This is a genomic window from Mesorhizobium sp. P170090 (genome assembly GCF_057786115.1).
This window is the reverse complement of sequence record NZ_JBYNWH010000001.1, coordinates 669,952-694,609: the sequence shown is the minus strand read 5'-3', so window position 1 is coordinate 694,609 and position 24,658 is coordinate 669,952. Positions and strand designations below refer to the sequence as shown.

At 62.9% G+C, this 24,658-nt stretch carries 29 protein-coding genes and 1 pseudogene; 9 read left to right on the top strand and 21 right to left on the bottom strand.

Annotated elements, in window-relative coordinates; translation table 11 throughout:
* The first annotated feature begins 62 nt into the window (after positions 1-62).
* Positions 63-1,166: a 3-isopropylmalate dehydrogenase gene (leuB, locus tag AC3EML_RS03465; protein WP_352520747.1), complete on the top strand. Its 1,104-nt coding sequence runs from the start codon at positions 63-65 to the stop codon at positions 1,164-1,166.
* A gap of 12 nt (positions 1,167-1,178) precedes the next feature.
* Here leuB and AC3EML_RS03460 read toward each other — a convergent pair whose 3' ends face one another.
* The 4 genes from AC3EML_RS03460 to AC3EML_RS03445 form a co-directional block, all read right to left on the bottom strand.
* A complete protein-coding gene (locus tag AC3EML_RS03460; RefSeq protein ID WP_352520748.1) occupies positions 1,179-1,607 on the bottom strand; it encodes a DUF805 domain-containing protein in 429 nt (142 codons plus the stop codon).
* Positions 1,552-1,827, bottom strand: a complete 276-nt coding sequence (locus AC3EML_RS03455; protein WP_352520749.1) for a S1 domain-containing protein — start codon at positions 1,825-1,827, stop codon at positions 1,552-1,554. The genes AC3EML_RS03460 and AC3EML_RS03455 overlap by 56 nt, the downstream gene beginning before the upstream one ends.
* Before the next feature lie 70 nt (positions 1,828-1,897).
* The gene (locus tag AC3EML_RS03450; protein WP_352520750.1) at positions 1,898-2,620 is read right to left on the bottom strand and encodes a DUF805 domain-containing protein; all 723 of its coding nucleotides are present in this window, start codon (positions 2,618-2,620) and stop codon (positions 1,898-1,900) included.
* A 324-nt stretch (positions 2,621-2,944) separates the two neighbouring features.
* Positions 2,945-4,786, bottom strand: a complete 1,842-nt coding sequence (locus tag AC3EML_RS03445) for a DEAD/DEAH box helicase (protein ID WP_352520751.1) — start codon at positions 4,784-4,786, stop codon at positions 2,945-2,947.
* 423 nt (positions 4,787-5,209) lie between these two features.
* Here AC3EML_RS03445 and AC3EML_RS03440 point away from each other — a divergent pair, with 423 nt between their 5' ends.
* Together AC3EML_RS03440 and AC3EML_RS03435 are read left to right on the top strand one after the other, a co-directional pair.
* Positions 5,210-6,244 (top strand): aspartate-semialdehyde dehydrogenase, encoded by a 1,035-nt coding sequence (locus AC3EML_RS03440; RefSeq protein ID WP_023671698.1) that lies wholly within the window; start codon positions 5,210-5,212, stop codon positions 6,242-6,244.
* Positions 6,245-6,423: 179 nt separating this feature from the next.
* Positions 6,424-6,876 (top strand): GNAT family N-acetyltransferase, encoded by a 453-nt coding sequence (locus tag AC3EML_RS03435; RefSeq protein WP_023671699.1) that lies wholly within the window; start codon positions 6,424-6,426, stop codon positions 6,874-6,876.
* A gap of 3 nt (positions 6,877-6,879) precedes the next feature.
* On the opposite strand, the gene AC3EML_RS03430 is transcribed toward AC3EML_RS03435, so the two are convergent.
* Complete coding sequence (locus AC3EML_RS03430) at positions 6,880-7,287, bottom strand: ACT domain-containing protein (protein WP_023671700.1); 408 nt, start codon at positions 7,285-7,287, stop codon at positions 6,880-6,882.
* A gap of 357 nt (positions 7,288-7,644) precedes the next feature.
* Between AC3EML_RS03430 and AC3EML_RS03425 the strand changes: the two genes are divergently transcribed.
* From AC3EML_RS03425 to AC3EML_RS03415, 3 genes are all read left to right on the top strand, one after another.
* Positions 7,645-8,055, top strand: a complete 411-nt coding sequence (locus tag AC3EML_RS03425; RefSeq protein WP_023687655.1) for a DoxX family protein — start codon at positions 7,645-7,647, stop codon at positions 8,053-8,055.
* Between the two features lie 14 nt (positions 8,056-8,069).
* On the top strand, positions 8,070-8,597 hold the full coding sequence (locus tag AC3EML_RS03420) for an SRPBCC family protein (RefSeq protein ID WP_352520752.1): 528 nt from the start codon (positions 8,070-8,072) through the stop codon (positions 8,595-8,597).
* A 153-nt stretch (positions 8,598-8,750) separates the two neighbouring features.
* Positions 8,751-9,014, top strand: a complete 264-nt coding sequence (locus AC3EML_RS03415) for a YMGG-like glycine zipper-containing protein (protein ID WP_023687657.1) — start codon at positions 8,751-8,753, stop codon at positions 9,012-9,014.
* Between the two features lie 87 nt (positions 9,015-9,101).
* On the opposite strand, the pseudogene AC3EML_RS03410 reads toward AC3EML_RS03415, so the two are convergent.
* The 7 genes and pseudogenes from AC3EML_RS03410 to AC3EML_RS03380 all read right to left on the bottom strand — a co-directional run bounded on the left by AC3EML_RS03410 (position 9,102) and on the right by AC3EML_RS03380 (position 15,713).
* A pseudogene (locus tag AC3EML_RS03410) lies at positions 9,102-9,948 on the bottom strand (acyl-CoA thioester hydrolase/BAAT C-terminal domain-containing protein).
* 87 nt (positions 9,949-10,035) lie between these two features.
* Complete coding sequence (rpsP, locus tag AC3EML_RS03405) at positions 10,036-10,437, bottom strand: 30S ribosomal protein S16 (protein ID WP_023671705.1); 402 nt, start codon at positions 10,435-10,437, stop codon at positions 10,036-10,038.
* A gap of 105 nt (positions 10,438-10,542) precedes the next feature.
* Positions 10,543-10,869, bottom strand: a complete 327-nt coding sequence (locus AC3EML_RS03400) for a chorismate mutase (protein WP_023671706.1) — start codon at positions 10,867-10,869, stop codon at positions 10,543-10,545.
* Positions 10,870-10,876: 7 nt separating this feature from the next.
* Positions 10,877-12,472, bottom strand: a complete 1,596-nt coding sequence (gene ffh / locus AC3EML_RS03395; protein ID WP_352520753.1) for a signal recognition particle protein — start codon at positions 12,470-12,472, stop codon at positions 10,877-10,879.
* Between the two features lie 383 nt (positions 12,473-12,855).
* Positions 12,856-13,806: a CPBP family intramembrane glutamic endopeptidase gene (locus AC3EML_RS03390; protein WP_352520754.1), complete on the bottom strand. Its 951-nt coding sequence runs from the start codon at positions 13,804-13,806 to the stop codon at positions 12,856-12,858.
* 147 nt (positions 13,807-13,953) lie between these two features.
* Positions 13,954-14,553, bottom strand: coding sequence for a DUF1236 domain-containing protein (locus AC3EML_RS03385; RefSeq protein WP_023683834.1), 600 nt, complete (start codon positions 14,551-14,553; stop codon positions 13,954-13,956).
* Positions 14,554-14,615: 62 nt separating this feature from the next.
* A complete protein-coding gene (locus tag AC3EML_RS03380; RefSeq protein ID WP_023730269.1) occupies positions 14,616-15,713 on the bottom strand; it encodes a zinc-binding metallopeptidase family protein in 1,098 nt (365 codons plus the stop codon).
* A gap of 293 nt (positions 15,714-16,006) precedes the next feature.
* Here AC3EML_RS03380 and AC3EML_RS03375 point away from each other — a divergent pair, with 293 nt between their 5' ends.
* Positions 16,007-16,804: a lytic murein transglycosylase gene (locus AC3EML_RS03375; RefSeq protein WP_023671711.1), complete on the top strand. Its 798-nt coding sequence runs from the start codon at positions 16,007-16,009 to the stop codon at positions 16,802-16,804.
* A 100-nt stretch (positions 16,805-16,904) separates the two neighbouring features.
* Here AC3EML_RS03375 and AC3EML_RS03370 read toward each other — a convergent pair whose 3' ends face one another.
* From AC3EML_RS03370 to AC3EML_RS03360, 3 genes are all read right to left on the bottom strand, one after another.
* Positions 16,905-17,183, bottom strand: a complete 279-nt coding sequence (locus tag AC3EML_RS03370; RefSeq protein WP_352520755.1) for a hypothetical protein — start codon at positions 17,181-17,183, stop codon at positions 16,905-16,907.
* A gap of 215 nt (positions 17,184-17,398) precedes the next feature.
* Positions 17,399-17,821 (bottom strand): hypothetical protein, encoded by a 423-nt coding sequence (locus AC3EML_RS03365; RefSeq protein WP_023755652.1) that lies wholly within the window; start codon positions 17,819-17,821, stop codon positions 17,399-17,401.
* A gap of 140 nt (positions 17,822-17,961) precedes the next feature.
* Complete coding sequence (locus AC3EML_RS03360; protein WP_023698861.1) at positions 17,962-19,194, bottom strand: argininosuccinate synthase; 1,233 nt, start codon at positions 19,192-19,194, stop codon at positions 17,962-17,964.
* 188 nt (positions 19,195-19,382) lie between these two features.
* Between AC3EML_RS03360 and AC3EML_RS03355 the strand changes: the two genes are divergently transcribed.
* Complete coding sequence (locus AC3EML_RS03355; protein WP_352520756.1) at positions 19,383-20,024, top strand: LysE family translocator; 642 nt, start codon at positions 19,383-19,385, stop codon at positions 20,022-20,024.
* Here the strand turns inward: AC3EML_RS03355 and AC3EML_RS03350 are convergent.
* From AC3EML_RS03350 to AC3EML_RS03330, 5 genes are all read right to left on the bottom strand, one after another.
* Positions 19,996-20,463 carry a hypothetical protein gene (locus AC3EML_RS03350; protein WP_023694539.1) on the bottom strand — a complete coding sequence of 156 codons (468 nt, stop codon included), beginning with the start codon at positions 20,461-20,463 and terminating at the stop codon, positions 19,996-19,998. The genes AC3EML_RS03355 and AC3EML_RS03350 overlap by 29 nt on opposite strands.
* Complete coding sequence (gene rlmN, locus AC3EML_RS03345; RefSeq protein ID WP_023828747.1) at positions 20,460-21,692, bottom strand: dual-specificity RNA methyltransferase RlmN; 1,233 nt, start codon at positions 21,690-21,692, stop codon at positions 20,460-20,462. Before rlmN ends, AC3EML_RS03350 begins: the two co-directional genes overlap by 4 nt.
* 110 nt (positions 21,693-21,802) lie before the next feature.
* The gene (locus tag AC3EML_RS03340) at positions 21,803-22,306 is read right to left on the bottom strand and encodes an invasion associated locus B family protein (RefSeq protein WP_023671718.1); all 504 of its coding nucleotides are present in this window, start codon (positions 22,304-22,306) and stop codon (positions 21,803-21,805) included.
* A gap of 314 nt (positions 22,307-22,620) precedes the next feature.
* On the bottom strand, positions 22,621-22,983 hold the full coding sequence (locus AC3EML_RS03335; protein WP_023671719.1) for a YkvA family protein: 363 nt from the start codon (positions 22,981-22,983) through the stop codon (positions 22,621-22,623).
* A gap of 119 nt (positions 22,984-23,102) precedes the next feature.
* A complete protein-coding gene (locus AC3EML_RS03330) occupies positions 23,103-23,399 on the bottom strand; it encodes a 4a-hydroxytetrahydrobiopterin dehydratase (RefSeq protein ID WP_352520757.1) in 297 nt (98 codons plus the stop codon).
* A 104-nt stretch (positions 23,400-23,503) separates the two neighbouring features.
* Between AC3EML_RS03330 and AC3EML_RS03325 the strand changes: the two genes are divergently transcribed.
* Positions 23,504-24,031, top strand: a complete 528-nt coding sequence (locus tag AC3EML_RS03325) for a low molecular weight protein-tyrosine-phosphatase (RefSeq protein ID WP_352520758.1) — start codon at positions 23,504-23,506, stop codon at positions 24,029-24,031.
* Here the strand turns inward: AC3EML_RS03325 and thpR are convergent.
* Positions 23,935-24,531 (bottom strand): RNA 2',3'-cyclic phosphodiesterase, encoded by a 597-nt coding sequence (thpR, locus tag AC3EML_RS03320; RefSeq protein WP_023671722.1) that lies wholly within the window; start codon positions 24,529-24,531, stop codon positions 23,935-23,937. The genes AC3EML_RS03325 and thpR overlap by 97 nt on opposite strands.
* Between the last annotated feature and the right edge of the window lie 127 nt (positions 24,532-24,658).

Sequence of the window (24,658 nt, the reverse complement as noted above, 5' to 3'; positions counted from 1 at the left end):
CCGCAAGCTCTTGGCGTTTAGCAAGGCCGCGGTTTCTCCAAACAGTGTTGGGACGGTTCTCCATGGCTTCGAAAAATCTTCTCCTGCTCGCCGGCGATGGCATCGGCCCCGAGGCGATGGCCGAGGTGAAGAAGCTGATCGCGGCCATGAACGCAAAGCTCGGCAGTGATTTCGTCACCGATGAGGGTCTGGTCGGCGGCTGCGCCTACGATGCGCATGGCGCGGCGATTTCGGATGCCGACATGGCAAAGGCGATGGCTGCGGACGCCGTGCTGTTCGGCGCCGTTGGCGGGCCGAAATGGGACAAGGTGCCTTACGAGGTGCGTCCCGAGGCCGGGTTGCTACGGCTGCGCAAGGATATGGAGCTGTTCGCCAATCTCCGGCCCGCCATCTGCTATCCGGCGCTGGCCGCGTCCTCTTCGCTGAAGCAGGAGGTGGTCGAAGGCCTCGACATATTGATCGTGCGCGAGCTTACCGGCGGCGTCTATTTCGGCGAGCCGAAGCAGATCATCGATCTCGGCAACGGCCAGAAGCGCGGCATCGACACGCAGGTCTACGACACGTTCGAGATCGAGCGGATTTCGGGCGTCGCCTTCGAGCTGGCGCGCACCCGCAAGAACCATGTGACATCCATGGAGAAGCGCAACGTCATGAAATCCGGCGTGCTGTGGAACGAGGTCGTCACCCAGACCCAGAAGACTCGCTATGCCGACGTCAAGCTCGACCACATGCTGGCCGATGCCGGCGGCATGCAGCTGGTGCGCTGGCCAAAGCAGTTCGACGTCATCGTCACCGACAATCTGTTTGGCGACATGCTGTCCGACATCGCCGCCATGCTGACCGGATCGATCGGCATGCTGCCGTCGGCCTCGCTCGGCGCGCCCGATGTGAAGACCAGGAAGCGCAAGGCGCTGTACGAGCCGGTGCATGGCTCGGCGCCCGACATTGCGGGACAGGGCATCGCCAACCCGATCGCGATGATCGCGTCGTTTGCCATGTGCATGCGATATTCCTTCGGCATGGTCGATGAGGCCGACAAGCTCGAAGGCGCAATCGCCGCCGTGCTCGACGACGGGCTGCGGACGAAGGATATTTTGTCCGAGGGCATGACCGAAGTCGGCACTGTCGCAATGGGCGATGCCATCATCGCCAAGTTCCTGGGATGAAGGGAACCGCAGCTAGATCCCTACGCCAGTTGGCATCTGTCCCCAGCGATTTTCGCCGAGTTGAGAGGGGATCACTCCGAGAACGATGAAGGCGATGGCGTTCAGAGCCGGGGCGAAGCAAAGCAGGGCGAACCATCCGCTGAGGCCGATGTCGTGCAGGCGACGGACGGAAAGGGCGACGAGCGGCACATATATTGCGAACACGAAAAGCAGGGCGGGGATATAACCGATGGAGGTCCTGGGACCATTTCCAAAACCGCTTATCGCAAGGTTAAGTAGAGAGCGCCGAAGCCGAAAAAAGCGACAAACAAGATGATCAAGCCGAAATAGAATGCCCAGAATTCCTTTCGGCGCGCGCGTCCATTGAAATTGGCGTAATCCGCTATCACAGCGCGCGAAAATAGGCCCATAGTCCCAGCGCAGGCTGATCCGCCACCACATGGCCGGATTGTGCCGGGCGTTCGGCGCTCATTGGCGATGTGGCCGATACAACTATGTCATGCGCGGCGCCATCATCAGGCTCAAATTCGACAGCTGTGCCCCTGGCAAGAAGCGCGCCATGGCGAAAGTCGGCGCGTGTAAACAGATAGCGTTTGCCGTCGAAGCCGTTGATGTAGCCGTAATCATGACCTTCGTCGAAGTGGTAGACCGTACCGCGCATGCGACTACCCCTTGTCTCGCACGGATGATACTATCTAAGGTTGCATGCGATTTCAACACTGGAGGTGGCTCTAGACCGCAACGCCGTGCGGCACCGGCCCCCACTGGTTTTCGTGGTCCTGAGTCGGGATCAATCCGAGGATCAGGGCGAGGATCAGCGTGGCCGGAGCGAACATGAAGGTGATTGCGAAGTAAGGTATTGCCAGCCAGCCGGTCAGGCCGATGTCGTGCAAGCGGCGCACGACGAGCCCGACCCAGGGCAGGAACGTCGCTAGCCAAAACAGCCCCCAGACGCCGATCATCACAATCGGCCAGTTGCCGGCATCGAAATTGCCGACGGCCTGGTCGGCGAGGGCGCCGGCAATTCCGACCAGGATGAAGCTGACGGTCCAGAACAGGCAGTAGCCCCAAAATTCCTTGCGGCGGGCGCGTTCGGCGAAGTTGATGTAGTTGCGCGTCACGCCTCGCCAGAAATAACCCGGCAGTCCGCTATCGCGAACCGCGCCGTCTTCCGCCAGGCGGCCGAAATGCTGTGGCGCGGCTGAAGCGACAGCCGCCTTGGGCGGCGCGGCGCTTGCCGCTGGCGCAGCGGTGGCGGGACTGGCGGGCTGGGCGCGGATTGAAAAAACGTCGCGCGCCTGACCGCTTGCCGGCAGAAACTCGACCACAGCGCCGTTCGCGATCACGGTATCACGGCGCAGATCCTCGCGCGCGAAGGTGTAGCGGTTGCCGTCCGCCCCGGTGATGAAGCCGAAACCCTGGGCCTCGTCATAGTGAAGAACTTCGCCGCGCATTTAGCCTCGCCCCCGTACAGGCACAGACTGTTCAAAGTTGCGGCGGACTGCAAGGGGGTGGACGAAATGGAGGGCAAACGGTTCAGGCATGAGTTGCTTTATTTTCCGGTGCGTTGGCGCTGCCCCTCACCTGCCTGCCGGCATCCCCTCCCCGTATAGTGACGGGGAGAGGGGTCGCTGTTATCGACGATTCCGCCAATCACCAACGCTGCAAGAAGAGCGCCAAGGCTGCGGTCCGCCCTTTCTCCCGTCACTATACGGGGAGAAATGCCCGGCAGGGCAATGAGGGGCAGCGCCTGCATTTGTAATTGGCCGATAAGAGCCTCAAACCGGCCGCTTCTTCGGCTTCTTGTTCTTCGGCGGTCCCGCCTTGTCGAATTTCGGTTTCCCGGCCCAAGGTTTTGCATCGCCGGCGGGCCGTTCCCGCTTCTCGAATTTCGGCTTGTGTGCGCTTTGCGGCGCCTCGAACGGGCGCTTGCCGCGATGCGGCTTCTTGTCGGGCTTCGGCGCCTGGTAGCCGGCGCGCGACAGGTCGGGCGTGCCGTCCAGCCGCTTCACCACGATGTTGCCCTGCAGCTTCTTGTCGGGGCCGATGGCGGCGAGGAAGCGATCGGCCCAGTCGGCCGCGATCTGCACGTAGGTCTCATCCTGCTGCATCTTGATGGAGCCGATCTCGCGCTTGGAGATGTTGCCGGTGCGGCACAGCATCGGGATCAGCCAGCGCGGCTCGGCATTTTGCTTGCGCCCGATCGACAGCGAGAACCAGACACTGTCGCCGAAGTCGTCGCGCCGGCTTGGCGCTTCATCGCGGCGCTCGAATTTTTCGCCCGCCGGTTTGTCACGCGAAGGCGTGAACGGTGCGACATCCGTAAGCTCCTCGGGCGCCGAGCGGCTGGCGCGGCATTGGCGCACGAAGGCGGCCGCAATCTGTTCGGCGCCATGCCTGGCCAGAAGCGTGTCGACGAAACCGCGCTCGTCCTCGGCTACCGGCTCGTCGAAGGCTGGATCGGCAAGGATGCGCTCGTCGTCGCGCTTGATCACGTCGTCGGCGGAGGGCGGGCTCGCCCATGTCGCCTTGAGGCCGGCATTCTGCAGCAGGCGCTCGGTGCGCTTGCGGGCGCCGTTGGGCACGATCAGCGCGCTGACGCCCTTGCGTCCGGCGCGGCCGGTTCGGCCGCTGCGGTGCAGCAGCGTTTCGGGATTGGTCGGCAGATCGGCGTGGATGACCAGTTCGAGATTGGGCAGGTCGATGCCGCGCGCCGCGACATCCGTGGCGATGCAGACCTTGGCGCGGCCGTCGCGCATCGCCTGCAGCGCGTGGGTGCGTTCGTTCTGGCTGAGCTCGCCCGACAGTGCGACGACGGAAAAATTGCGGTTGTTGAAGCGTGCCGTCAGATGATTGACGGCGGCGCGGGTGTTGCAGAACACCAGCGCGTTCTTCGCTTCGTAAAACCGCAGCACGTTGATGATGGCGTTCTCGCGGTCGGGATTGGCGACATTCAGCGCCCGGTACTCGATATCGAGATGCTGCTTTTCCTCGCCGCCGGCCGAGATGCGTACGGCGTCGCGCTGATAGCCTTGCGCCAGCGTGGCGATCGAGCGCGGCACGGTGGCCGAAAACATCAGCGTGCGGCGCTGAGCCGGTGCGGCATCGAGGATGAATTCGAGGTCCTCGCGAAAGCCGAGGTCGAGCATCTCGTCGGCCTCGTCCAGCACCACGGCTTTCAGCGCCGACATGTCGAGAGAGTTGCGGGTGATGTGGTCGCGCAGGCGGCCGGGCGTGCCGACGACGATGTGGGCGCCGCGCTCCAGCACGCGCCGTTCGGAGCGCATGTCCATGCCGCCGACGCAGGACGCGACGGTGGCGCCGGTCGGCGCGTAGAGCCATTGCAATTCGCGCATCACCTGCAGAGCGAGCTCGCGCGTCGGCGCCACGGCCAGCGCCAGCGGTGCGCCAGCCTGGTCAAAACGCTCGGCGCTTCCAAGAAGGGTCGGCGCCAAAGCGAGGCCGAAGGCGACAGTCTTGCCTGAGCCGGTCTGCGCCGACACCAGAGCGTCGGACTCGCCGAGCTCCAGCACCGCCTTCTGCACTGGCGTCAGCTCGGTATAGCCGCGTTTTTCCAGCGCTTCTGCCAGCGCAGGAACAATAGCTTCGAAATTGGACATCTCACTCTTTCGGAATTCAGGGTCTGGGCTCATCATGGAGCACATGCCGGGGCTGACGCACGCCAGCCAAACACTATTTGGGCGTTCGTACTTCTTGCGGCCGCTATTGTACAGGGCAGGCGTATGCCTGGCCGCAATTGACTCCTGACGCAAACCGCGTAAAAGCCGGCATCGAACGGGATCATTTTCGATGCGCGGCCTTCTGATGGCTCTTCTTGCATTCGACTTCCCCGGCCACAATCATGGGGCCGGGCGCGTTGGCGCGTCTTACCGTTCCAGCAAAACTATGGCCAAAACCACCACCAAAACGGTGTGATTCCCTTGGCCTAACCACCCTCTCCCGGGTCCGGCCCGGGGGACGAAACCCGCATTGGCCGGCGGGTTTTCTCCAAAAACCAAGCGGAGAGGGACAGGAGATTTCTGATGAGTTTCAAGGTTGCGGTAGTCGGCGCCACGGGCAATGTGGGTCGCGAAATGCTCAACATACTGGAAGAGCGCGGCTTTCCGGTAAGCGAAGTCGTGGCGCTGGCCTCGCGGCGCAGCCAGGGCACCGAAGTGTCGTTCGGCGACCGTTCGCTGAAGGTCAAGACGCTCGACCAGTATGATTTTTCCGACACCGACATCTGCATCATGTCGGCCGGCGGCAACGTCTCGAAGGAGTGGTCGCCGAAGATCGGCAAGCAGGGCTGCGTCGTCATCGATAACTCGTCGGCCTTCCGCTATGATCAGGACGTGCCGCTGATCGTGCCGGAAGTGAACCCGGATGCGATCTCGCTGTTCACCCGCAAGAACATCATCGCCAATCCGAACTGCTCGACGGCGCAGCTGGTCGTGGCGCTGAAGCCGCTGCACGATGTCGCCACCATCAAGCGCGTCGTCGTCGCCACCTATCAATCGGTATCCGGCGCCGGCAAGGAAGGCATGGACGAACTCTTTACACAGACCCGCGCGGTGTTCGTCGCCGATGGCGTCGAGGTCAAGAAGTTCACCAAGCGCATCGCCTTCAACGTCATTCCGCATATCGACGTCTTCCTCGACGACGGCTCGACCAAGGAAGAGTGGAAGATGGTCGCCGAGACCAAGAAGATGCTCGACCCCAAGATCAAGCTGACGGCGACCTGTGTGCGCGTGCCGGTGTTCATCGGCCATTCCGAAGCCGTCAACATCGAGTTCGAAAAGCCGATCACCGCCGACGAGGCGCGCGATATCCTGCGCGAAGCGCCGGGCTGCCAGGTCTTGGACAAGCGCGAGGATGGCGGCTACATCACGCCGCTGGAATCGGCCGGCGAGGACGCCACCTTCATCTCGCGCATCCGCGAGGATTCGACCATCGACAACGGCCTGTCGATGTGGATTGTCTCCGACAATCTGCGCAAGGGCGCGGCGCTCAACGCGGTGCAGATCGCCGAGCTTCTGGTCGAGCGCGGCCTGATCCAGCCGAAGAAGAAGGCGGCATAGTTTATTCGCTCACGGGCCGTATCTCCGCTGCCGCGGCGGGCCCTCCGCGGGGGCGCCGGAAAGCCGGCGGCCCGCAGTCGCGGGCTCGGCCTTCGGCCGAAGCCTTCCTTCTCCCGTTCACGGGGAGAAGGTCCCGGCAGGGGGATGAGGGCAGCGCTGACCTCTGTTGAGAAACGCCTTTGAACGATCCCACCAAAATCGTGCTGCGCCCCGCCACGGCTTTGGATGCCGCGACCATCGCCATTGTCATGCGGGCCGCACTTGGCTCGTTCTCCTGGATGCCGGTCATCCACACGCCGGATGAGGATCTTGCCTTCATCCGCGAGATCGTGCTGTCCCGGCAGCAGGTGACGGTCGCCGAGGCCGGCACCGGCATTGTCGGCTTCATTGCCCTGAGCGGCGATTGGGTGGAACAGCTCTATCTCGACCCCGCCTGGACGGGGCAAGGCATAGGCAGCCGGCTGCTGGTGCAAGCGACCGCCGCGCTACGGATCGTTAAACTGCATTGCTTCCAGGCCAACACCGGCGCGCGTCGCTTCTACGAGCGCCATGGCTTTCGCCCCGAGGCGTTCGGCGCGGGCACCACCAACGAAGAAGGCCTGCCGGATATTCTCTACGTGCGTCGAGCTTGATATTCAGCCGGCGTTATCCTTGGCCAGTTGGCGCAATAACTCCATCGCTTCCTCGGCCCGCTCAGCGGGCACGAACAGATGGTCATGATAGAAAGCAGAGACCGGATTGACGCCCATGCCGGCGGCGGCAAGCCGGGCGGTGATGGCGGCGAGGAAGCCGACGGCTTCCAGCGAGGAGTGGACGTTCAGGGTGATCATGCGGCAGCGGAACGAAGCGGTCAGCCCGGCCGCCCGTGCCGCGTCCTCGGTCACGATCAGTGTCACACCCTCGCGCTCGCGAAAGACCATCACGGGATCGAGGCCTGCCTGCCGGCTGATTCCAGGTGTGAGCGTAGCGAACACGTAGACGTCCGGCAGCAGTTCCGGCGTCATCGCCGCCAGCAGCTTTTTCAGATCAGTCTCGCCGGCCATTCGCTCGTCTCTCGCCCAGCCCTATCAATAGCCGTGACTGGTGGATGTCGATAGTCCGTCAAGGTGGAGGGACAGCGCCCCCCTCTGCCCTGCCGGGCATCTCCCCCGCAACCAGGGAGATCGGCGGTTTCGATGCTCCGCTCATTCATGGAACATTGCCGAAGCGGTCGAGCGTGTAATCTCCCCCCTTGCGGGGGAGATGGCCGGCAGGCCAGAGGGGGGTGTGAAGGATCGCCACGCAGCGGCTTTTGCTTGCTGCTACCCAAAAAGAATCCGCACCCTGTAGGATCGCCGCCCCATCGCTCGTCCTTGGTCCGAAGCCAGCAAACGGCTCGAACCGCTTAGGAGGGAACACCCGTGAGTATTTCTCAAACCATGCCCGTCTCATCGGGCGCCCTGTGGACCGGCCGCGTGCTCAGCGGCCTCATCATCCTGTTTATGATCTTCGACGGCGTCATCAAGCTGCCGCCGCTCGATGTCGTCACCCAGACCATGGTGCCGCTCGGCTGGCCGGCCGATGTCAATGTCGCGCGCACGCTCGGCATTATCGGGCTGATCTCGACCGCGCTCTATGCGCTGCCCCGCACCTCGGTGCTCGGCGCCATCCTGCTCACCGGCTATCTCGGCGGCGCCATCGCCACAAATATGCGCGTCGGCAGCCCGTTGTTTTCGCACACGCTGTTTAGCGTCTATCTCGGCATCATCCTGTGGGGCGGTCTCTATCTGCGCGACCCAAGCGTGCGCGCCCTGATCCCGTTCAGCCGTTAAGCGAGGAGAAAAACATGCTCAGCACCATTCTCATCCTCCTGGTCGTCATCATCGCCGCCGTGCTCATCTATGCGGCGACGAGGTCGAATGATTTCGTCACCGCCCGCACCGCCAGCATCAAGGCCGCGCCGGAAGCGATCTTTCCGCTGATCAACAATTTCAAGCACTGGCCGGAATGGTCACCCTACGAAAAGCTCGACCCGCTGATGAAGCGCACGCTGTCGGGCGCTGATGCCGGCAAGGGCGCCGCCTACGCCTGGGAAGGCAATGCCAAGGCCGGCAAGGGACGCATGGAGATCGTCAATTCCGTGCCATCCTCGCTGGTGTCGCTGATGCTCGACTTCGAGAAGCCGTTCCGGGCCAGCAACAGCGTCGACTTCACCCTGAAGCCCTCGGGCGACACCACCGCAGTCACCTGGGCAATGCGCGGCAGCCGGCCCTTCATTGCCAAGCTGATGGGCCTGTTCATGAGTTTCGATACGCTGATCGGCAAGGATTTCGAGGCTGGCCTCGCCAATCTGAAAAAGGCAGCCGAAAGGTAGAAAAGCCTGGATTTTCAACAAGCTCGGCGGCGGTCGGCACGAATGTGACCGGCGCGGACACCGCGATCTCTCACGTCATCGGGATCAAATCAGCCGTCTGGGAGTTAGAGCCGTGGCGGCGAGGACGGCGATCCGCGTGAGAGAGGAACGATAATGAAAAGAGCGATGATCATTCTGGTACTGGCGACCGCACTGGGTGCGTGCTCGCAAACCGAAAAGGGTGCCGCGGTCGGCGGCCTCGGCGGCGCGGCGGTTGGCGCAGCTGTGGCAAATGATCCGGTTCAGGGCGCCGTCGTCGGCGGCGCCGTCGGCGCCGTGGCCGGCGCGCTGATCGGCCGTGCCAGCGAAAGCGGTCAATGTCGCTACCGCGGCCGCAACGGGCGCACCTACATCGCCAGCTGCCCCGACGGTTATTGAACACAGCCAGGTCCAACATCGGAAACCGGCGGCTATAGATCGCCGGTTTCGCTGTTGCCCAAGGCAGCTGGACCATGGCTGCCTGCGCTACAGCAATCCCCGGATATGCTCCCAAGCCAGGCGGCCCAGGCGTGTGTCGGCGTCGTCATTGCCGCCATGGGCGTTGCAGCCCCGAGCGCGGCGTGTTTTCGCCCGGCAGCAGAATGCGGTGGCCGGCGTCGGGCACTGAGACGAGGCAGGTGGTCATTGCTGTGTCCTGGCGACGCCGAACGATCGACTGGGCAAAATCCAGCGATGGCCATAGCGCGTCGTCGCCGCCCGCAACCAGAACAATGTCGGCTGAAATAGCTTCGGCGGGAATGGCAGCCTTGGCCGCTGCGTCCTTGAAGGTTTGCAAGGCACGTAGGAAGAGCCCCCGGTAGGACACCAGACCATCGACATACTCAGCGTTCCAAGCGGGACTGCTTGGGACAAACGGCAAAGGAATCCCCTCGAGCGTCCACGACGATCGTTCCGGCCAGCTGACGCCGTCGCGGCCCGGCCCGATATTGCCCCAGACCACCGATGTCGGGCTGATCGCAACCACGAGGCCGATGCGTGGATCGTGAGCCGCCGCAAGCAGGGAGGCCTCGGCGCCTTTCGAGGTCCCGACATAGACGATGCGCCGGCATCCCATCTGGACAAGATAGTCGGTCGCCGCGAAAAACGTTTCGAGCGGGATCTCGCAAATGCCGGGCACCTGACCTTCGCCGCCAAACCATTGCAGCGCGAGAGCGGATGCTCGTTCCTTGGCAAAGAGCCGGGCGCGGGTGACGTCGATGCGGCCGCTCGATCCGCTGAGCACGACGACGCCTGTCGTGGCGCCGGCGCATCGCAACAGCGTTCCGGCTACGCCGCCGAAAAGGGTCTCTTCCGTGACGGTCCGCTCAGTCATCTTTCGTTCGAACGCATATGACATCGCCGCACATTAGCAAAACGGCGGGCACAGGCCCGCCGTTTTGTCGATGCGATGACGCGATGCTTATTCTGCGGTGGCGGCTTCCGCTTCGGCCGGGGCTGCAGCAGCGGCGGCAACGGCGGCGGCAGCGTCTTCCTGGGCCTTCTTCAGCAGAGAGGCGCGTTCCTGCGCCTTCTTGCCGGGCTCGGCCTTCTTCGGGTTGGAGCGGGCTTCGCGCTTGAGGAGGCCGGCCTCATCGAGGAAGCGCAGCACGCGGTCGGTCGGCTGGGCGCCGTGCGACAGCCAATGCTTGACGCGGTCGGCGTCGACCTTGACGCGCTCGCCGTCCTTGGGCAGCAGCGGGTTCCACGAGCCGATCGACTCGATGAACCGGCCGTCGCGCGGCGAACGGGCGTCGGCGATGACGACGTGGTAGTAAGGGCGCTTCTTCGAGCCCGCACGGGCCAGTCTGATCTTCAAGGGCATTTCATTTCTCCTAAAATTTCTGATCTCAGTGTTGGGTTAATGGCTTTGTCTGGTGCAGGTCGTTGTCCCAAAACCGCTGCGCACTTTTGGGCGACATGCACTTTGTTAGCCGGTTTTGCTTGCGCCGTTGGACGCGGCGATCTGCTCGTGATGGCGGATCACTTCGCGGACGACGAAGTTGAGGAATTTTTCCGCGAAATCGGGGTCGAGATGGGCGTCCTTCGCCAACTGGCGAAGGCGGGTGATCTGCTCCTGCTCGCGCGCCGGGTCGGCGGGCGGCAGGCCATGCTCGGCCTTGAGCACGCCGACCGCCTTGGTGCAGCGGAAGCGCTCGGCCAGCATATGAATGAGGGCGGCGTCGATGTTGTCGATCGAGGCGCGATAGCCGGCCAGGATGGTGCGTGCGTCGGCCATGTCTTTTTCTTCGTTCATAGCGTCCTCACTTCTTCTTTCCGAGGCCGGGCAGACCACCGCCGCCAAGGCCGGGAAGCTTCATGCCGCCGGGCAGACCGGGCAGGCCACCGCCGCTCGGGGCGGGCCGGCCCTTCATGCCGCCAAGACCGGGCATCTGCTTCTGCAAGGCTTCGAGCTGCTTGGGATCCATCTTGGAGAGGTCGGGCATGCCGCCACCCATCATGCCGCCGGGGCCACCCATGCCGCCAGGCATCATGCCGCCGAGGCCCATCTTGGAGGCAAGGCCGCCCATCATGCCGCGCATCAAGCCGCCGCCTTTGCCCTTGCCGCCCATCGCCTTCATCATGTCGGCCATGCCGCGATGCATTTTCAAGAGCTTGTTGATCTCGGCCGCATCCGTGCCTGAGCCGGCGGCGATGCGCTTCTTGCGCGAATGTTTCAGCATGTCCGGATTGGCGCGCTCGGCCTTGGTCATCGACGAGATGATGGCGAGTTGGCGGCCGAACATCTTGTCGTCGAGGCCGGCGGCCGCCATCTGGTCCTTCATTTTGCCCATGCCGGGCATCATGCCCATGATGCCGCCCATGCCGCCCATTTTCGACATCTGCTGAAGCTGGCCGGCAAGGTCGTTCAGGTCGAACTTGCCCGACTGCATCTTTTTGGCCATCGCCGCCGCCTGCTCGGCGTCGATGTTTTCGGCGGCCTTTTCGACCAGCGAGACGATGTCGCCCATGCCGAGGATGCGGTCTGCAATACGCTTGGGGTGGAATTCCTCCAGCCCGTCCATCTTTTCGCCGGTGCCGATCAGCTTGATCGGCTTGCCGGTGACGGCGCGCATCGAAAGCGCGGCACCGCCACGGCCGTCGCCGTCCATGCGAGTCAGCACCAGGCCGGTGATGCCGACGCGCTCATCGAAGCTTTTGGCAAGGTTGACGGCGTCCTGGCCGGTCAGCGAATCCGCGACCAGCAGGATTTCGTGCGGGCTCGACACCTTCTTGATGTCGGCCATCTCCACCATCAGCGGCTCGTCAATATGGGTGCGGCCGGCGGTGTCGAGGATGACGACGTCATGACCGCCGAGCTTGGCTGCCTGGACGGCGCGCCTGGCGATGTCGACCGGGTTCTGGCCCGCAATGACAGGCAGCGTCGCGACTTTGACCTGCTCGCCGAGCTGGCGCAGCTGCTCTTGTGCCGCGGGCCGCCGCGTGTCGAGCGAGGCCATCAGAACCTTCTTGTTCTGGCGCTCGGTCAGGCGCTTGGCGATCTTGGCCGAGCTCGTCGTCTTGCCGGAGCCCTGCAGCCCGACCATCATGATGACGACCGGCGCCGGCGCATTGAGGTCGATGGCGACGCCCTCGGCGCCGAGCATGTCGACCAGCTCGTCATGGACGATCTTGACGACCATCTGTCCGGGCTTGATCGACTTGACGACGGCGGCGCCGACGGCCTTTTCGCGCACCTTGTCGGTGAAGGAACGCACCACTTCCAGCGCAACGTCCGCCTCGAGCAGCGCACGGCGCACCTCGCGCAACGCCGCCGAGACATCAGCCTCCGACAGCGCGCCGCGGCCTGTCAGGCCGTTCAGGATGGAGCCAAGGCGCTCCTGAAGTGATTCAAACATTGGTCAACCCGCCGCGCGAGAGCGCCTTGGATTCATGGTGATCCCTGTCGGGCCGATGGCCCTCCACGCCTCTTGTGCGCTCCTGCAGCGATTCAAACATTCCGTTTCCTTTTTCTCAGGCACCCCGATGGTGCCCGAGAGGTAGTGCGTTCGCGCCGCTCATCCAAGCAAAGCTCAAAACCAAAAAGCACCCGGGGGCGCTCAGCGCTGCCGGGTGTTGGCCTCCAGGATCTGTTTACAGCACCCACCTCAAAAGGTTTTGGCGTCCTGGTCGGCTTGCTCGGAGGGATACTCGTCGCGGATTTCGGGGCTGTAGACAGGAAATCGGCCGAAGAGTCAAGACAAGGGCGGCTTGCCGGTCTCTGGGTCGGTCCCTGTTTAGTTCACCTTGCATCCCGAGGGTCGGCCGTAACCTTCAGCGGCGAGCGCGGGTGCAGAAGCAGCAGCATCGTCAGCAAGGTGCAGACGATACCGATGCCGGCGATGATGACGGCATCCGTCGTCGTCCAGTCCGGACCTTCCAGCGGCTTGGCGTTGAACAGGGCGAAGGAATTGTAGTTCTCCTGATGCGAGATCAGCAGGAAGCCGGTGAGATTGTTGCCGAGATGGGCGCCGAAGGCGGCGCCGAGATTGCCGGTGACATAAACCACCAGCGTCAACAGCAAGGCGAACGCGGCGATCGAGGCCAGCACGCAGGCGTTGATGGCGGGGGTCGAGCCCGGGCTCCAATGCAAGGAGGTGAACAGCAAAGCGGGCAATAGCGCCCACACGTAAGGGCTCTCGAAGCGCCTGGCCAGGCCGCGCAGCAGATAGCCGCGAAACAGCATCTCCTCGGACGAGGTCTGCAGCAGGGTCAGCGCCACGATCGGGAGCAGGAACAGCAGCCAGGTCGACAGGTTGATCGTGCCGCGGGCGATTTCGGGCTGTAGCCAGTAGAGCAGGATTTCGGAAAGCGCCGATGTGATCAGCACCGCGACCAGGCCCTTGAGGAAGCCCGACAAGGACACGCGGCGACTGGCGCCGAAAAGCGCCGAGAGCGGCTCGCCATGGACGAAACGCATGGCAAGCCAGAGGCCGAGCCAGATGCCGGTAAACGAGGTGAGTGCGGCGAGTATGCCGATGGGCGAGGCCAGAAAGCCCTGAAGCGGCCCGCGCGGATCGTCCGGCAATACATGCCAGACGATCGCGACATAGGTGCCGCCAAGCACCACAACCAGGGTGATCGCCACCCAGAACAGGACGACGACCGCCGTTCCGATTATCAGCCGCGGCAGGTTCGTCTTTTCGGTGGCCGTGTTGCTATAGCGCTCGAAGGCGGCTGGATCTGATATCACGCGAGTTCCTCTGCCGAACGCATCGGGTCGCATGATCTAGGGGATCGTCGGCTCTCGCGCAATTGCTGCTGTTCAGCGGCCCTTTTGCCGCCCTCAGCCTCGGCAGGAGGGCGGCACGAGTTCACTTGTCATTCTTTCCAGGCAAAATCAGCGCACGACGTACATGATGCGCCGTGTCTGCGGGTCGACCAGCGCCTGCTGGCCATTCACATAGACGTAGCGGTAGCGGTAGTCGGGGATTTCGCGCAGTTCGACCGTGTCGGGCAAGGTGGCACCGGTCACCACCTCGCCCTCGAGATAGACAGGATCGAGCCGGTGCGTGCTGACATAGGTGCCGACTTCCGCCGGTGGCCTGTCGATGGCGTCGACGGGGCCGTCGTCGGACAGAATCGCACCGGTATAGGTATCGGGATAATCATCCTGCGGCGGTGTAACCACGGTGATGGCGGCGTCGGCGGGGCGGCGTGTCAGAACGACCCGGTTGCCGCCGAAATCGGCCGTGACATAGTCGGAATAGACCCAGCCCTGGCCTCCGGCTTCGGCAATGGTGCACCATTTGCTGTTTTCGATGCAGCCATTGAGCGTCGCCGACTGGCCGGCGGCGAGCACGCCGATCACAGGATATTGCGGGCCGGGGCCGGCGCGCACATTAAGATCGGTGACGGCCGAGACGGCGGTATCGGCGAGTGCCGCACCCGACATCGCGACAAGCGCCCCGGCGACGGCCGGAAACAATATGCGTCTCATGGTTTCTCTCCCTTTCATGGTCCCTCGCGACACCAAACGAAACCAGAACGCATGCGTTCCGGCTAAAATACCGACGCCAGCTCACGATTTGTTCCGGTTTCTTTCGGCAAACCGGTCAAAAGCTCATGCACGAAGCTGAGTTTCTGCGCCGTCACGTCCGAAATGACGAAGGGATAAAGGTCGGGCAGGCCCATGCAGCGGTTGATCGAGTTGGAGGCTTCCGAGAGTACCAGCCAGCGGGCGAGAATCTTTTCGAAGGGCTCGGGCACGGCGTCAGGTTCCGCGGGCGCCGCCTGCAACCGGCCGCCGGTGTCGCCTTGCGGCAGCACATTGGTCTCCATCGTCTCAAGCTGGCCGAGTGGAAAATTCAGCGCGTGCACCATCTCCAGCGTGTCGGTGATGTGGAGATGGTGCGCCCAGGTCTCGGCCCAGTCTTCCCATGGATGCGACGTCGCATAGGCGGAGATGTGGTTCTGCTGCCAGTCGGGCGCAGCGCCATTGGCGTAATAGGCCTTCAGCGCCTGCTCGTAGTCGGGGCGTTCGTCGCCGAACAGCGCCCGGAAGGCATCGAGCCGTTGCGGCTCGTCGCGGATCAGCCGGTCCCAGTAGTAATGGCCAAGCTCATGACGGAAATGACCGAGCAGCGTGCGGTAATTTTCGCCCATCTCGACGCGACGCCGCTCGCGCTCGGCCGAGTCCGCCTCGGCGACGTTGAGCGTGATCAGGCCGTTGTCGTGGCCGGTAAGGATGCGTTCGCCGCCGGGACCGCCGCCGATCGGATCGGCAATGAAGTCGAAGGCGAGGCCGATTTCGTCGCCGTGCTTGTGCTTGGGCGCGACCGGAAGGCCGAAGGCGAGCAGCGAATAGACGGCGCGCTTCTTGGCCGCCTCGACGCGAATCCAGCGGCGGCGGTTGCCGTCGACGGAGAGGTCGGGGATCAGCTGGTTCAGCACGCAGGCGCGGCAGTAGGTATGACCCGGTTCGGCCATCCAGTTGCAGGCGCATTCATCCGCATTGGTGCAGTGGAAGATGCCGTCGACGTCAGACAAGGCAAAGCGCGCATGCTCAGGATCGTAAAGCACGAGACTCCCGCAATTCAGGCACTGCGCATTCTCGAAGTAGAGGCGGTGGCCGCAATGCGGGCAGTCGAACAGTTTCATGTCGATCTCGATGCGTCAGGCGTTGGCGTATGGCGTCAGAGGAGGAATATGGTGCGGAGCGGCGCCTCGCCCAAACGCCCGCCACGGGCCGCCGTTCCATGCCCCCGTCACCTCTTTTTACCCGAGCAGCGAATTCGCCTGCCCGGCGCCGGGCGTTTCGGCCACAATAAGCACTTGATCGTAAGCAAATTCCGCTGCATTGGCCAGGGTAGCGCCGGGGGTACGGTGACAATGGCGCGTTTCGCTGGCAAGTTCGCAACCGGGACGTGATTCAGGCAATCAGGAGAGAAAGCATGGCATTGCTTGCCAAGGGAAAGATTATTGCTGCCGCGGTGGTCGCGGTACTCGCGCTGGCGACGGGCGCGCAGGCGGCGGCCAGCTGCGGCAAGACCGGCGCGGGCTTCGAAGCGTGGAAGCAGGACTTTGCCGCGCAGGCCAGGTCCGAAGGTGTTGGTGGGAAGGGTCTCGCTGCTCTGGCCGGTGCCAGCTACGCGACAAAGACAATCTCCGTCGACCGCGCCATCCACAAGGCGTTCAGCGGTTCGGTGGACGCCTTCATGAAGCGCCGTGGCGGAGCTGCGATCATTTCCAGGGGCCGTGCGCTGAAGAAGTCGAATGCGGCGATGTTCGACAGGATCGAGAGCAATTACGGCGTGTCGCCGGGCGTGTTGCTGGCCATCTGGGGCATGGAAACCGGCTTCGGAGCCTCCCTGGGCAACCAGAACACGGTCTCCGCCATTCTGACGCTTGCCTATGATTGCCGTCGCCCGGGCTTCTTTTACCCGCATGCCATTGCGGCGCTGAAGCTGGTCGATCGCGGCGCGCTGAGCGCCTCGTCGGTCGGCGCTGCGCATGGCGAGATCGGCCATACGCAGTTCCTGCCCGGCAATGTCCTGAAGTATGGCGTCGGCAACGGAAATCTGCGCGACAAGGCGACGGCCTTGGCTTCGACGGCCAACTTTCTCAAGGCTCATGGCTGGCGGGCGGGTGCGAGCGCGAGTGCGAATATGGGGGCCATCGCCGGCTGGAATTCCGCCAGCGTCTACCAGCAGGCCATCGCCCAGATCGCCGACGCGATCGACGGCGGCTGATAGAAATATCCAGATCGAAGAACGGAAAGCCCGGCCATGCGCCGGGCTTTTCTGCAAGGACTGGAGCTTTTGGCGTTCAAACCGTTCAGCAGCCGAGCGGCTACCCGCCTTTTATGACCTTCCAGATGTCCGTGGACTGGTCGAACTGGAGGCGGTTTATGTCGGAGAAGGTCAGCCGGCCGGTCTTCATGGCATCGACAAGGCGGCGGCACAGCAGTGGCGGCATGCGCTCCAGGGAAACGCCCATAAAAGCGGCGATCTCGTGTTTGGCCGATATATTCGATATGGCCACCTTGGTGATGCAGCGATCGAATGCCGCCTCGGGATCCTGTTTCACTTGCTCCTGCCCAGTCTGGCAACCGGCCAGCATGACGACCATTGCAGGCAGCGCCACAAACCACGGCTTCATTGTCAGCTGCCCCCATCGATTGTGAGGAGGCTAGATAAGGGCCCGAAAAGATCAAGCAGGAAAAGCACTGAGTTCTTTGCCGGCGCTCTATTTCTTTGTTTTTACGCAGTTACGGACGAAGTCGGGCATGCTCTTTCTCGAATTGCTCGATCGTTGGCGCAAATGCCGGCTGAGCGACTGGGCTCTCAATAATGTGCGTAGCCGCTCAACGGGCACTTCTCGGAAATAGGAACCTCGAAGGCGCCTTCAGTACCTTTGCAGCTCCGGAATTTGGAGTTGCGCAGCACCGGCGCGGCCCTGGCAGCCGCCTTTGACTTGCCCTTGATGACCAGCCATATCTCGGTCGGCAGGTCTAGCTGCACTCTGTTCAAATCGGAGTAGCTGATCCGCCCGCTGCGTACTCCTTCGGTGATGCGCTGGCAGAACAGGGCCGGCATGCGCTCCTGCGAGACGCCCATGAAAGAGGCGATTTCGTGCTTGAACGTGATGCTCCATAGATGGACGGCGGAGATGCACCCGTCCTGCTCGCGTTTTGCGGCCGCCTGCGAGGACTGGCATCCGGTAAAGACGATGGCCGCCGCAAGCATGAGAAAAATGGCGTTTTTCACGATCAGAATCCCTCCGTCCCGCGAAGGAATTTAGATGAGGCTTTTAAAAGGTCAAACGGAAACCATGTCAGCCAGCTTGGCCTCTTATATTAGAGGTACCAAATAAAAACCCTGCGTGACCGCCGGGTTTTCCTGGAACACTAGTTTGGTTCACCCTTGCGGCTCCTTGCCGCCAGCGTCCTCAGCCGCAGCGCATTGAGGCGGATGAAGCCGGCGGCGTCCTTCTGGTCGTAGGCGCCGCGGTCATCCTCGAAGGTGACCAGCGCGTCGGAATAGAGCGTCTTCTTGGATTTGCGGCCGGTGACCATGACATTGCCCTTGTAGAGTTTCAGGCGCACCGTGCCTTCGACGTCTTCCTGGCTCTTGTCGATCATCGCCTGGAGCATCAGCCGCTCGGGCGAGAACCAGAAGCCGTTGTAGATCAGCTCGGCGTAGCGCGGCATGAACTCGTCCTTGAGGTGGCCGGCGCCGCGGTCGAGCGTGATCGATTCGATGGCGCGGTGGGCGACGATCAGGATGGTGCCGCCGGGGGTCTCGTAGACGCCGCGCGATTTCATGCCGACGAAGCGGTTCTCGACCAGATCGAGCCGGCCGATGCCATTGTCGCGGCCAAGATCGTTAAGCGCCGTCAGCATGGCGGCCGGCGACAGCTTCTTGCCGTTCAGTGCAATCGGATCGCCCTTCAAAAATTCGATCTCGATCTCGGTGACCTTGTCCGGCGCCTCCATCGGCGAGACGGTGCGCTGATGGACGAATTCCGGCGGCTCGCTCCACGGGTCTTCCAGCACCTTGCCCTCGGAAGAGGAGTGCAGAAGGTTGGCGTCGACCGAGAACGGCGCCTCCCCCCGCTTGTCCTTGGCCACCGGGATCTGGTGCTGCTCGGCGAAGTTGATCAGGTCGGTGCGCGACTTGAACGACCAGTCGCGCCACGGCGCGATGACCTTGATGTCGGGATTCAGCGCATAGGCCGACAGCTCGAAACGCACCTGGTCGTTGCCCTTGCCGGTGGCGCCATGCGCAATAGCATCGGCGCCGACCTCCTGGGCGATCTCGACCAGGTGTTTGGAGATCAGCGGCCGGGCGATCGAGGTGCCGAGCAGGTAGGTGCCTTCATAGACGGCATTGGCGCGAAACATCGGGAAGACGAAGTCGGCGACGAATTCCTCGCGGACATCGACGACGCGGATATCCTTGATGCCCATCATCTCGGCCTTCTTGCGCGCCGGCTCCAACTCGCCACCCTGGCCGAGATCGGCGGTGAAGGTGACGACTTCGGCGCCGAGCTCGGTCTGCAGCCATTTCAGGATAATGGAGGTGTCGAGACCGCCGGAATAGGCGAGCACGACCTTCTTGACGTCTTTTGTCTTGGGCATTGCTGGGGACATTTTGGCGGTTCCGCGCGTGAGTTTCGCGGGCGAGGTATCACGGCATTTCCGGCCAGCGCAAGGGATGAACGGGCGCCGGCCGCCGCAGCCGCTGGACCAGATGCCACGCCAGTCAGTTGCTGGCGTGAGCGGGGAGGCTGCGTTATAGACCGACGATCATTCGCCAGGGGCCACCGATGTCCTTCATTCCCGACACCACAACACTGATCCAGTTCGCCATCGCCACCATGATCCTGGCGATCACGCCGGGGCCGGATATGACGCTGTTCGTCTCGCGAACACTGAGCCAGGGCCGCGCCGCCGGCTTTGCCTCGCTGGCGGGTGCTCTGTTCGGCACGCTGATCCATACAACTTTGGTGGCGGTCGGCATCTCGGCGCTGATCGTCGCCTCGCCGATGGCCTTCCTGGTGCTGAAAATCTTCGGCGCCGTCTATCTGGTGTTCCTGGCCTGGCAGGCGATGACCAAGGGCTCGGCGTTTTCACCGCAGAAGAAGAATGGCCCGCAGATTTCGCTGTTCCGCAGCTGGGCTGCCGGGCTTGGCGTCAATCTGCTCAACCCGAAGATCATCCTGTTCTTCATGACGTTTCTGCCGCAGTTCGTCTCCGCTCACGATCCGAACGCGCCGGGAAAACTGTTCTTCCTCGGCCTCATGTTCATCGTGCTGTCGGTCCCGGTGACAGCGCCGATGGTGTTTGCTGCGGAAAGGTTTTCGGCGGCGATGAAGGCCAGCCCGCGGGTGACGCGGGTGGTAGACTATCTCTTTGCCGGTGTGTTTTCGGCCTTCGCGCTCAAGATCCTGACCGCTCAGGCGAAGTAGCGGCCTGCCACCAGCTTCCGGCCCAGCGGCCGGCGCTTAGCCAGTAGAAGATGCCGCCGACCATGCCGCAGCCGATCACCGCGGCGATGGCGCGCGGTTCGGTGACGTCGAAATCCACGTTCTGGTGGACGAAGCCAAGGAAGGCCGCGGCCACCAAGCCGCCCGCGAGTGCATAGAACAGCCAGTCGCGGCGGCTGAGGACCTCGGAGATCAGGATTGCGACCACCGCCGGTATGAAAGCGAAATAGGCGACAAACAGCGCCACGAACGGGATCGAAAAATACAGCGCCGCGGCCGCCGCTGGGTGCGCATCGTCCGGCATATAACCGACGGAAGCCAGGAACAGCACGTTGAGAAAGGCGCTCGCCGCCAATGAGGCGACGACATAGCCGAACAGGATGACAGCGAAACGGAGGATATAGGCGAAGAGGCGGCTCACGCCTCGCCATGCCCCGCAATCATCATGGCTTCCAGCGCCAGGCGGTCGACCTTGCGCATGCGTTCGGAGTCGGATTTGAGCTGCCCGCAGGCGGCCAGGATGTCGCGGCCGCGCGGCGTGCGGATCGGCGAGGCATAGCCGGCATTGTTGATGTAGTCGGCAAATTTCTCGATCGTCTCCCAGTCCGAGCACTGATAGTTGGTGCCCGGCCACGGGTTGAACGGGATCAGATTGATCTTGGCTGGAATGCCTTTGAGCAGCTTGATCAGCCCCTTGGCGTCCTCGATGGAATCGTTGACGTCCTTCAGCATCACATATTCGAAGGTGATGCGCTTGGCGTTGGACAGGCCGGGATAGGCGCGGCAGGCCTCGATCAGTTCCTTCAGCGGATACTTCTTGTTGATCGGCACAAGCAGGTCGCGCAGATCGTCATTGGTGGCGTGCAGCGAGATCGCCAGCATGACCCCTATCTCCTCGCCGGTGCGGAAGATCTCGGGCACCACGCCGGAGGTCGAGAGCGTAATGCGGCGCTTCGACAGCGACAGTCCGTCGCCGTCGGAGGCAATCAGCAGCGCCTTCTTCACCGCCTCGAAATTGTAGAGCGGCTCGCCCATGCCCATCATGACGACGTTGGAGACTTTTCTGCCCTCGGCAGGGACGATGGCGCCGTCGGGTGTGTCGCGGTCGGGGAAATCGCCGAGCCGGTCGCGGGCGGTGAGCAATTGCGCCAGGATCTCTTCCGCCGTCAAATTGCGCACCAGCTTCTGCGTGCCGGTGTGGCAGAACGAGCAGGTCAGCGTGCAGCCGACCTGCGATGAGATGCATAGCGTGCCGCGGCCTTCTTCGGGGATGTAGACGGTCTCGATCTCGACGGGACGGCCGGCGCCGCGCGGCGGAAAGCGGAACAGCCACTTGCGCGTGCCGTCGGAGGAAATCTGCTCCTCGACGATTTCGGGCCTGGCGACGGTGAAATGCTTGTCCAGTTCGGCGCGCAGATCCTTGGAGATGTTGAACATGCCGGCAAAGTCGGAGACGCCGCGCACATACATCCAGTGCCAGAGCTGTTGGGCGCGCATTTTCGCCTGGCGCTCGGGCACGATGCCGGCACTGATGAGGGCGTCACCGAGCTCGGCCCGCGTCAGGCCGATCAGCGACGGCTTCTCGGGCGTGGCGCGGGCGCGCAACGCATCGCGTGCGCCCTCAGTGGTGAGATCGAAGGAAAGGGTCATATCAGCGCCAATATAAGCGAATTGCGGCCGATTTCATCCATCGTGCCGAAAAGAAGCGCGGCGCATAGCACAGGTTGCGGCGAGAGTCATGCGGCGGGAACCGCGCTAGCCTACTTGCACTTGGCGATCGACGTCAGCGCGGCCGAGATGCCTTTCAGCGAAAACACATAGGTCGTCGGATTGCCGCGGCCAGACTTCGCCGAGACCTTCATGTCGGTGCCGGTTTTCATGGCGGCGATCAGCACCGGCTCTTCGGCGGCGTTCTCGACCCAGGCCGACTTGCCGCGGGTGAACATCGAGAACGTCTTCTTGTCGATGGTGACGGTGGCCTTGGAGCCTTCCTGGAATGTGTAGCCGGCGATGAATTGCGGCTCGTAGGACACTTGCTGGCCCGGCCGCTGGCTGACGAAGAAGAACATGTCGCCGTGATCGAGCGTCGGCGGCTGCTTGTCGGTCGGCACGGTGAGCACATAGCAGACCTTGCCGCCCTGCGCCTGGTAGCTGTAGGTGCCCCAGGCATTGTGCTGGCCGATCTTGGTCGCCTGCTGCGCCAGCGCCGGCGCGGCAAAAGCCACCAGGACCAGGCTCGAGACTAGTGCAATCAATCCGCGCATCGCTTTTCCCGTATTCCAAATGGTGCGGGGCAGGCCGGCTTGGCGTCCTGCCCGTCGCTTCATTTTGATTTAATCTGGGTTACCAAACGGTGAATTTCCCTCGGAAAAGGACATTCACCCATGGAAACCACCGCCATTTCCGCGCCGCTTCTTGAAAAAACGGCTTTCGCAATGTCCCTGCGGCGACTTGGAGGCCACGAAAGCGGCAAGAGTTTGACTTTTCCAACGGCCGCAGCGGAACCCGAAGCCAAGCCGCTATCGTCCTGTTTGAGCGGAGGATTTCTTCTGAACCCAGTTGCCAACGCGACGCCGATTCAGCTCTTGTCGGCGATCGCCTCCTTGGCGGCCTTGCGGTGCGCAGGGGTGATATGGGCGCTTACCGTGGAGATCGCGGCGGTCAGCACGGCGATGTCGTCGGTGAAGCCGAGGCCGAAGACGAAATCGGGTATGACGTCGACCGGCAGCACGAAATAGCCAAGCGCTGCCAGCAATATGCCCTTGGCACGCAAAGGCGTCTTCCTGTCGAGCGCGCAATAATAGCCGGCGACGACCTCTTCCATGAACGGAATCTGCCGGGCGGCCTTCTTGGCCGTGCGCCAGAATTTGGCGCGCACTTCACTCTCGTCGCCGAGCTTGCTGCCGAAGCCGAAGAAATCAAAACCGGGCTGCTGCGCCATCAATCCTCTCCTTGCCGGCCGTCGCGCTACGCGTTGCGCGCGGCCGCCACGGAAAATGTGGTGAAAGTCCCGGTCCACTGCAAGAGGATGGAGCCGATTTGGCGTTGCCGCCCCAGCGTTCAGCCGCCAGCATACCCATTCATCTTCTTGGCCAGCGCGATGTCGAGCGCAGTGACACCACCGGCATCATGGGTGTTGAGCGTCACGTCGACAGTCTTGTAGACGTTCGACCAGTCGGGATGATGGTCCATCTTCTCGGCGGCCAGCGCGACGCGGGTCATGAAGGCGAAGGCTTCGGAAAAATTCTTGAAGTCGAAGCTGCGCTTGATGGAGGCGCCATCGGCTGCCTGCGACCAGCCGGCCAGTTCGGCCAGTGCGGCGGCGATGGCGTCCTTGCTGAGCTTCTCTCTCTTCATGATGATTTCCCGTGCTATCCCAGATATCGACCCTCACCATAATGCAAGTCGCCCAAAAGTCCTTTGCGTTTTGGGCTTCCAAATGCACGAACGGCGCATATCGAATGAGCGTAAAGCCGATAAATTCCATACTCTTCGTCTGCCTCGGCAACATCTGCCGTTCACCCCTGGCCGAAGGCGTGTTTCGCGCCGTGCTGGCGGAGCGCGGCCGCGACATGGTGCTGGACGATATTGTGCTGGACTCTGCGGCGACCGGCGGCTGGAACCTCGGCGAAGCGCCCGACCCGCGCTCGATCGCGATTGCGGCCCGCCACGGCATCGACATATCAGGGCAGCGGGCACGCAAGGTCGGGCCGGGGGATTTTTCGCGCTTCGACCTGATCCTCGGCATGGATCGGCAGAATGTCCGCGACCTCAAGGCGTTGGCGCCGGCCGGTGCGCGCGAACGTATTCATCTCTTGGCAGAGTTTGCGCAGGGCAAAACCCGCGACGTGCCGGATCCCTATTATGACGGGGCCGAAGCGTTCGCTTCGGTCTACCGCATGATCCGCGAAGCGTCGGAGGCGCTGGCGACGAGATTGGTGGCGCGGGCGTCGACGCCGGAGAGCGGCCACGCCTCCTCGACAATGTAGGGACCGCCGCCGACCGAATCGCGCGACGACATCAGCACGAAGCGGCCGACGCGAAACGGTAGCGTCGCAAAATTGCCGCGCGCCGACAGGTACTGGGCGACGTCGAGCGGGCTCGAATTGCGCAAGCGTGCCAGCGTAACATGCGGGGTGAACTTGCGCGGGTCGGCGGGCAGGCCGAGCCGCTGGCAGATGCGGTCGATTTCGCTCTGCAGCGCCGAAAGGTCGGGCGAGGCGAAGACGCCGGCCCAGACGGCGTGCGGCTTCTTCTGGCCGAAAGCGCCAACTCCGGACAGGGTGAGCGAGAAGGATGGGCGGTGCACCCGGTCGAGCGCGTTGGCGATTTCGTCGGCGATATGGCCTTCGACGTCGCCGATGAAGCGCAGCGTCAGATGGTAGTTTTCGACATCGATCCAGCGGGCTCCGGGCAGGCCGCCCCTGAGCAGGGACAGCGAAAGAGCGGCGTCACGCGGTATTTCGAGGGCGGTGAAAAGACGCGGCATGGTGAGCCTCCCTTCCTCGAATCGAACTGTGCCCCTAGCGAATCATCGATAGTCAAACGGGGCAAGTGGTTTGTTGGTTGCAGGCATTTTTACGAACAGGCGCCTCCAAGCGATGAATAAGCACTAT

Excerpts from the sequence above, each read along its gene's own strand:
- leuB (WP_352520747.1), top strand. The coding sequence starts at position 63 with ATGGCTTCGAAAAATCTTCTCCTGCTCGCCGGCGATGGCATCGGCCCC.
- AC3EML_RS03460 (WP_352520748.1), bottom strand. The coding sequence starts at position 1,607 with ATGTGGTGGCGGATCAGCCTGCGCTGGGACTATGGGCCTATTTTCGCG.
- AC3EML_RS03455 (WP_352520749.1), bottom strand. The coding sequence starts at position 1,827 with ATGCGCGGTACGGTCTACCACTTCGACGAAGGTCATGATTACGGCTAC.
- AC3EML_RS03450 (WP_352520750.1), bottom strand. The coding sequence starts at position 2,620 with ATGCGCGGCGAAGTTCTTCACTATGACGAGGCCCAGGGTTTCGGCTTC.
- AC3EML_RS03445 (WP_352520751.1), bottom strand. The coding sequence starts at position 4,786 with ATGTCCAATTTCGAAGCTATTGTTCCTGCGCTGGCAGAAGCGCTGGAA.
- AC3EML_RS03440 (WP_023671698.1), top strand. The coding sequence starts at position 5,210 with ATGAGTTTCAAGGTTGCGGTAGTCGGCGCCACGGGCAATGTGGGTCGC.
- AC3EML_RS03430 (WP_023671700.1), bottom strand. The coding sequence starts at position 7,287 with ATGGCCGGCGAGACTGATCTGAAAAAGCTGCTGGCGGCGATGACGCCG.
- AC3EML_RS03420 (WP_352520752.1), top strand. The coding sequence starts at position 8,070 with ATGCTCAGCACCATTCTCATCCTCCTGGTCGTCATCATCGCCGCCGTG.
- AC3EML_RS03415 (WP_023687657.1), top strand. The coding sequence starts at position 8,751 with ATGAAAAGAGCGATGATCATTCTGGTACTGGCGACCGCACTGGGTGCG.
- rpsP (WP_023671705.1), bottom strand. The coding sequence starts at position 10,437 with ATGCCCTTGAAGATCAGACTGGCCCGTGCGGGCTCGAAGAAGCGCCCT.
- AC3EML_RS03400 (WP_023671706.1), bottom strand. The coding sequence starts at position 10,869 with ATGAACGAAGAAAAAGACATGGCCGACGCACGCACCATCCTGGCCGGC.
- ffh (WP_352520753.1), bottom strand. The coding sequence starts at position 12,472 with ATGTTTGAATCACTTCAGGAGCGCCTTGGCTCCATCCTGAACGGCCTG.
- AC3EML_RS03385 (WP_023683834.1), bottom strand. The coding sequence starts at position 14,553 with ATGAGACGCATATTGTTTCCGGCCGTCGCCGGGGCGCTTGTCGCGATG.
- AC3EML_RS03380 (WP_023730269.1), bottom strand. The coding sequence starts at position 15,713 with ATGAAACTGTTCGACTGCCCGCATTGCGGCCACCGCCTCTACTTCGAG.
- AC3EML_RS03375 (WP_023671711.1), top strand. The coding sequence starts at position 16,007 with ATGGCATTGCTTGCCAAGGGAAAGATTATTGCTGCCGCGGTGGTCGCG.
- AC3EML_RS03370 (WP_352520755.1), bottom strand. The coding sequence starts at position 17,183 with ATGGTCGTCATGCTGGCCGGTTGCCAGACTGGGCAGGAGCAAGTGAAA.
- AC3EML_RS03360 (WP_023698861.1), bottom strand. The coding sequence starts at position 19,194 with ATGCCCAAGACAAAAGACGTCAAGAAGGTCGTGCTCGCCTATTCCGGC.
- AC3EML_RS03355 (WP_352520756.1), top strand. The coding sequence starts at position 19,383 with ATGTCCTTCATTCCCGACACCACAACACTGATCCAGTTCGCCATCGCC.
- rlmN (WP_023828747.1), bottom strand. The coding sequence starts at position 21,692 with ATGACCCTTTCCTTCGATCTCACCACTGAGGGCGCACGCGATGCGTTG.
- AC3EML_RS03340 (WP_023671718.1), bottom strand. The coding sequence starts at position 22,306 with ATGCGCGGATTGATTGCACTAGTCTCGAGCCTGGTCCTGGTGGCTTTT.
- AC3EML_RS03335 (WP_023671719.1), bottom strand. The coding sequence starts at position 22,983 with ATGGCGCAGCAGCCCGGTTTTGATTTCTTCGGCTTCGGCAGCAAGCTC.
- AC3EML_RS03330 (WP_352520757.1), bottom strand. The coding sequence starts at position 23,399 with ATGAAGAGAGAGAAGCTCAGCAAGGACGCCATCGCCGCCGCACTGGCC.
- AC3EML_RS03325 (WP_352520758.1), top strand. The coding sequence starts at position 23,504 with ATGAGCGTAAAGCCGATAAATTCCATACTCTTCGTCTGCCTCGGCAAC.
- thpR (WP_023671722.1), bottom strand. The coding sequence starts at position 24,531 with ATGCCGCGTCTTTTCACCGCCCTCGAAATACCGCGTGACGCCGCTCTT.